The sequence below is a fragment of the Vibrio sp. 1F279 genome, assembly GCF_041439815.1.
Taxonomy (GTDB): Bacteria; Pseudomonadota; Gammaproteobacteria; order Enterobacterales; family Vibrionaceae; genus Vibrio; species Vibrio tasmaniensis_A.
Genome location: NZ_JBGOOU010000083.1, coordinates 1 through 4,843, shown reverse-complemented (window position 1 = coordinate 4,843; position 4,843 = coordinate 1). Strand labels below are relative to the sequence as shown.

Below are 4,843 nucleotides of genomic sequence, written 5' to 3'. Positions count from 1 at the left end.
CCTTGGAACTTCAAACACTGACAAGTCGCCCCGTGGGTTCATGGGGCGGATACAATTAAAAATCCGAGAAGTGTGTCCCTTCCCCTAATTGTACGAGGAGTTTACCAAGGCCATAACACCTAACAGTATAAAAATACTACCAGACCACCTTGAGAAAAAATCAACCCAGTTACTTCTTGCTTGAAACTTTTTCTGTAGATGACTCGCCATCAAAACACTTAACAGATCAGCACTACTAAACAATAAATTCGTAACAACTCCCAAAATAAGCAGTTGGAGCCAAACAGCAACACTTCCTGCTTCATTCACAAACTGTGGGAGAAAAGCAAGATAGAAAATTGCGGCTTTAGGGTTCAGAATATCTACAATGACACTATCAATAAACGTTCTTTTAGGAGAGGTAAGATTGCTTTCACAAGAAGTAATACGTAATTTTTTTGATAGATAGATACGTTGGAAACCCAACCAAACAAGATAGAGAGCTCCTAGCTTTTGAATGGCAGAATAGAGAGAAGGATTAGCTAAAAGCACAGAAGACAAACCTAATACAGCTAAAATTACATGAAAATAACCTCCTATATGAAGGCCAAAAGCTGCCATAATTCCTACTTTCTTCCCTCCTGACACAGCTTGAGCAATACTGTAAAGCATTGCAGGACCCGGCATGAACGCATATAACAAGGTCAAAACTAAGTAGGTAAACAATTCCGTATTTGAGGTCACTGTTATTCAAACTCCCTTTTTACGGTTCTGTTAGAAACTAGGTACATTATTGCAGCCATCATTATAATTGTGCCACCTATGATCGTGCGTAACCCCACCTCCTCAGCATAAAAAGCCCAAACTAAAAATGGTCCTAACGGTATCTCAGCTAATCCTATTAAAGCTGCCGACATAGCAGTTGTTCGAGAAACTCCTATTAAATAGACACCGAACCCTAAACCAACATTCGTCACTCCATACGCAACTAACCAATAATAGTCACTGGAAAAACCATTAATATGACTCGAAAACGGATATACAATCAGTGCGCATAAAAAGGCAGACAAGTATGTTGATTTGGCAACTTCAGCCGTTGGATAGTACTTTGCTATTATTGTCAACAACGCCATAAAAAATGTCATCCCAAATGCTAATAATAAGCCTAACTTGTCGTCGATATCCGTGGTCCCCCACATAATAAATACCACACCAAGCATAGATATGATGCAACAAAACAACGTGGTTTTATTGATTTTTTCATTAAGGAAAATAACAGAAAGAACAAATGTCGATAATGGCATCAACCCATATACAAAAGAAACATTCGCCACTGTTGTATAAAAAAAAGAGGCTATAAAACAAATCATACCTGCGGTGACAATAATTCCAATAATTAGTTCACCTTTGGTAAATATCAACATACGGCGACGCTTGATTGGTGTGCCAATCAAATAGTAGATAAATAGTACGCATATCCCGCCGAATACAGACCTCCAAAATAAAGTTGTCGGAAAATCGGTAGATATTATCCTGGTAAATAACCCTGCTGTACTCCATGCAAGGGCCGCAAAAAACACCATGACATTTCCCATTGACATATCCTAGTTTGATGAACCATTTTTATTACTAATAAATAGCGAAAGAACAATTTAATCTTGTTCTACAACTTCACACTCTATATTTTCAATGTCTTCTTTATTGCGTAAGAATATCTTCTGTCGAATAAAATATATACTTAAGGATATTTTCTCTCTAATGGTATAGGCGACTGGTAATTTACGTAATATTTTTTTGGTAGTTTTGCGATTTTTCCTGGGACAGAGTAGTGATAAAGCATCGAAACAAAATTTATGTAATTAGCTTTTGTTTCTTCTTGCATGGCCAATGCAATTTTATTAGCCCCTGATTCAGCTATGTCTTTTAATTCCTTAGTGGTCTTTAATATTAGCTCGGACTTATCCATTATGTTCCCTCTATCTTTGAATTTTCGAAAGAAGCGTTAAATAAAGTAAAACGATCTAAGGAGAATAAACTAAAAATATCAATTATATTAATAATTAATTAATAATTTATTAATATCAAATCTTTACATACAGTAGCATTGCAGGCTATGGAAATTATCAGGCCTATACTAAGTATGAATAGTTATAATGACCCTTGAGATAAAATACGCTGGCATAATGAAGAACACTTCTCCATTGATGACGAAGTTGAATTTCATTTGGTTTCTTGGGGGAGTCCAAAAAACATTATTGAGTTTGGGGTATATCACGGGGCAAGTCTCGTTTTACTCGATAAGATTTTCACCCCTGACTCCATCATAGGCATAGACGAACGCCAAGAACATCCAGCCTTAAGTCAATACCGAAAGGGGCCTTCAGCACACTCGGTAATAGAGCCTTATTGTGGAGTAAAGCAAGATCATACAGACAAGCTCATTCAAATATTAGAATCACACTTTCCCCAAAAAAATGTAGACCTAATTATTGATGATTGCAGCCATTTATATGAACCAACAAAAGCCACTTTTTTGACATCATTCCCTTATCTAGAGTCAGGTGGGATATACATCATAGAAGATTGGGGGTGGGCGCATTGGCCGGGTGAGTTTCAAAAGAAAGAGTTTTTCCCCGGAACTCCTTTAAGTAAATTGGTTTTCGAATTACTCATGCTTCAAAGCGTCATTCCAAATGTCATAGCTAAAATTGAAACTGATTATAATCACGTTGCTATTACTAAAGGAGAAGAGAGTAGCCCCAATAACCGAAAACTATTTGAACTCATAAAATGCAAGACCTCGATTCACATTGAGAAACAATGATAAGTTCCTACACTATATTAGCTCTAGCTATGACTTTAAGTTCATTAGACAAATGGATTTCACGAGTCTTTCTTAAGAAAAATCCTTTATGTAATGAATATTTACTAGCCTATCAAATCACATGCAGTTTACTCGCTGCTCTGTTTGTTATCTTCGAAATCGAACAAATCCCTACAAAATTCGACAATACAAGTAAACTTTGGGAGCTGTTGCTTTTAAGTATATTCAGTGTTTTCTCATGGCTTGGGTTTGCGTACTCAACCTTTAGGGCTCGTGCTTCAATTGAATTAGGCGTTGTCTCGATAATCTCTAAAACAAAGATCATTTGGAGTGCTCTGTTCGGGGTTAGCTTTTTAAATGAGACACTGACTTTCCTTCAAATGACTGGCGTTATACTGATACTTGTCGCTTCTTGTCGCTTCACTGCTCATCAGCACAAGTAACAACATGAATCTTCTTTTTTCAAACAATCTACACGCGTGGCTCGCGCCAATCTTTCTCACTCTAGCCATTGGTTTTGATAAAGTACTTACGTTGTACTTACCTACTAGCGTTATCCTTTTTATCGGTTTTTCTGGAACCGCTTTTTTGACGCCTCTACTATTTAAAGTTCATTATAGGTTAATCAAAAAAGTTCTATTTAACGCCGTAATAACAGCCACTTGCGGAACAGCAAGCTACTATTTTCTCTTAAAAGTGCTTAACACTAGCGCTTTTAGTTTAGTCATGGTTTTATTCCAAGGAGCCTTCATCCTCGATATTCTTTTTGGTTACTTCTTTTTAAAAGAGCGCACGAACCTTAAAACGAAAATAGTCTCTTGTTTACTCGCTACCCTTGGTATTTTGACTTTGGCTTCATAACGTACACTTATTTACAGAACTCCAAGTGTGACTCCCCAAAACACAAACTTCACCAAAAAACCTAATCTTAAAATTTGATGATTTTAAAACATCCCCGAGCGATACATGTTAGTCAATTAACCATTGTTGTTACAGCGTTTATAGCATATAAATCTCGCTGTAGAAAAAGGCCTAATTGAGAGGGGCTTTCTACTACAAACCTAATCGATTAATAGAGTTTTGTTAGAAAGCCTACTTAATGTTAGGCGTGGCTAACTATTGTTGCACTCTGCTCTCATTTTACACTCCCCCGTCAACCTCCCTTGGGAATCACATTAAATAATCTAAATTGATGCGTGAGCAGAAATTAAGCTAGCGCAGAATCCCTATCGTGATACTGATTTAACTCATTTGGTGTTAGGATAATAAAATGAAAAAGACCACGCCAACCCCACATGATGCCCTCTTTAAGCAGTTTCTCACTCATCCAGAAACCGCTAAGGACTTATTGGATATTCACCTGCCTGCTGAGCTGCGTGAAATCTGTGATTTGACGACCCTAAAACTCGAATCAGGCAGCTTTATTGAAGAAAGTTTACGGCCTTACTATTCGGATGTCCTTTATTCTCTTACAACGTCTCAGGGGGAAGGTTACGTCTACGCGTTAATCGAGCACCAGAGTCGACCAGATAAACACATGGCATTCAGACTAATGCGTTACGCTATCGCCGCCATGCAGCAACATATTGAAGCTGGCCATGAGCGCTTACCTCTGGTGATCCCGTTGCAGTTTTACCATGGTAAGGTCTCGCCCTACCCGTATGAGATGAATTGGTTAAAAGGGTTCGTTAACCCTCTTATAGCTAAAGCGCTCTATACTCAAGATTTTCCATTAGTCGATGTCACGGTCATCTCCGATGATGAGATAATGCAGCATCGCCGCATTGCTTGAGCTTGTCCAAAAGCACGCAAGGCATCGGGATATCATGGATTTCTTTGAGCCTCTGGTCACATTGCTCTTAACCGATTACACTACAGATAAGCAAGTACAGTCATTGATGAGCTACTTACTCCAAGTGGGTGAAACGAACAACCTAGAGGCGTTAATTACGTCACTAGCCTCATCAGTACCGAAACACGAGGACACACTTATGACTATTGCAGAACAATTGCGCCAACAAGGCGAGCAACGTGGCCGCC

Annotated in this window: 5 protein-coding genes and 1 pseudogene; 3 read left to right on the top strand and 3 right to left on the bottom strand. The window is 38.4% G+C overall.

What is annotated here, in order from left to right; all coding sequences use genetic code 11:
• Positions 1-84: 84 nt before the first annotated feature.
• From ACED60_RS25170 to ACED60_RS25160, 3 genes are all read right to left on the bottom strand, one after another.
• Positions 85-723 carry a LysE family translocator gene (locus tag ACED60_RS25170; protein ID WP_371728698.1) on the bottom strand — a complete coding sequence of 213 codons (639 nt, stop codon included), beginning with the start codon at positions 721-723 and terminating at the stop codon, positions 85-87.
• Positions 724-725: 2 nt separating this feature from the next.
• Positions 726-1,574 carry a DMT family transporter gene (locus ACED60_RS25165; protein ID WP_371728697.1) on the bottom strand — a complete coding sequence of 283 codons (849 nt, stop codon included), beginning with the start codon at positions 1,572-1,574 and terminating at the stop codon, positions 726-728.
• A 143-nt stretch (positions 1,575-1,717) separates the two neighbouring features.
• Positions 1,718-1,945, bottom strand: coding sequence for a hypothetical protein (locus ACED60_RS25160; RefSeq protein WP_371728695.1), 228 nt, complete (start codon positions 1,943-1,945; stop codon positions 1,718-1,720).
• Positions 1,946-2,203: 258 nt separating this feature from the next.
• Between ACED60_RS25160 and ACED60_RS25155 the strand changes: the two genes are divergently transcribed.
• The 3 genes and pseudogenes from ACED60_RS25155 to ACED60_RS25145 all read left to right on the top strand — a co-directional run.
• A complete protein-coding gene (locus ACED60_RS25155; RefSeq protein ID WP_371728694.1) occupies positions 2,204-2,803 on the top strand; it encodes a class I SAM-dependent methyltransferase in 600 nt (199 codons plus the stop codon).
• Entirely contained in the window at positions 2,800-3,246 is a 447-nt protein-coding gene (locus tag ACED60_RS25150) for an EamA family transporter (RefSeq protein ID WP_371728693.1), read from the top strand. Before ACED60_RS25155 ends, ACED60_RS25150 begins: the two co-directional genes overlap by 4 nt.
• A gap of 827 nt (positions 3,247-4,073) precedes the next feature.
• Positions 4,074-4,843 (top strand): annotated as a pseudogene (locus ACED60_RS25145) (Rpn family recombination-promoting nuclease/putative transposase); the annotation flags it as partial.